Here is a 694-nt window from a genome sequence, read left to right on the forward strand (position 1 = left end):
CACAGGATTGCCATCGCCATCGATCCGAGCTACATTCCCAAGTCGGGAAAGCACACTCCCGGCACGGGATACTTCTGGAGTGGATGCGAATCTGCTGCGAAATGGGGACTTGAGATTCTGGGCATAGCGCTTGTTGATGCGGATGATCGTGATGCCGTACATCTTAGGGCTGTGCAGACGGTGGACATCGTGTCCAAAGGTCGTCCTCCCAAGTACCTTGCGGGAATGGATAATCCAAATTCTCTTCTGGCATGGTATCTCAAGGTCATTGCCTCTCAGAAGGATGCACTTTTAGAAGTCTGCAAGACGATAGTTGCTGATGCCTATTTCTCAAAGAAACCTTTTGTGGATGGTGTCATTGATTTGGGATTCAATATTATAAGCAGATTCAGAAGTGATGTAAGACTGCGTTATCTTTATGATGGTCCAAAGACCGGTAAGCGTGGAAGGCCTAAGGTGTATGGTGACAGGGTGGACATTAGGAATCTCAACATGAATGTGTTTGTGAGTGAAGACATCACCTCGGATGAAAAGGTGGTAACACTCTATTCTTCGGTTGTCTGGTCGGTAGGTCTCAAGCGCAAGGTCAAGGTGGTCATTGTTGACTGCCTCGAGCCTGGTAAGAAGACTCAGGAAAGGAAGGTGTTCTTCTCTACTGAAACTTCAATGTCTGCCAAGGACATCATGGACATCT

General features: G+C 47.6%; 1 protein-coding gene. It reads left to right on the plus strand.

The window, feature by feature from the left end; translation table 11 throughout:
* Window positions 1-694 (plus strand): transposase (locus I6E40_RS10630; protein WP_235387242.1); only part of this gene is annotated, 694 nt, incomplete at both ends.

This window comes from Prevotellamassilia timonensis (assembly GCF_021531665.1).
Taxonomy (GTDB): Bacteria; Bacteroidota; Bacteroidia; order Bacteroidales; family Bacteroidaceae; genus Alloprevotella.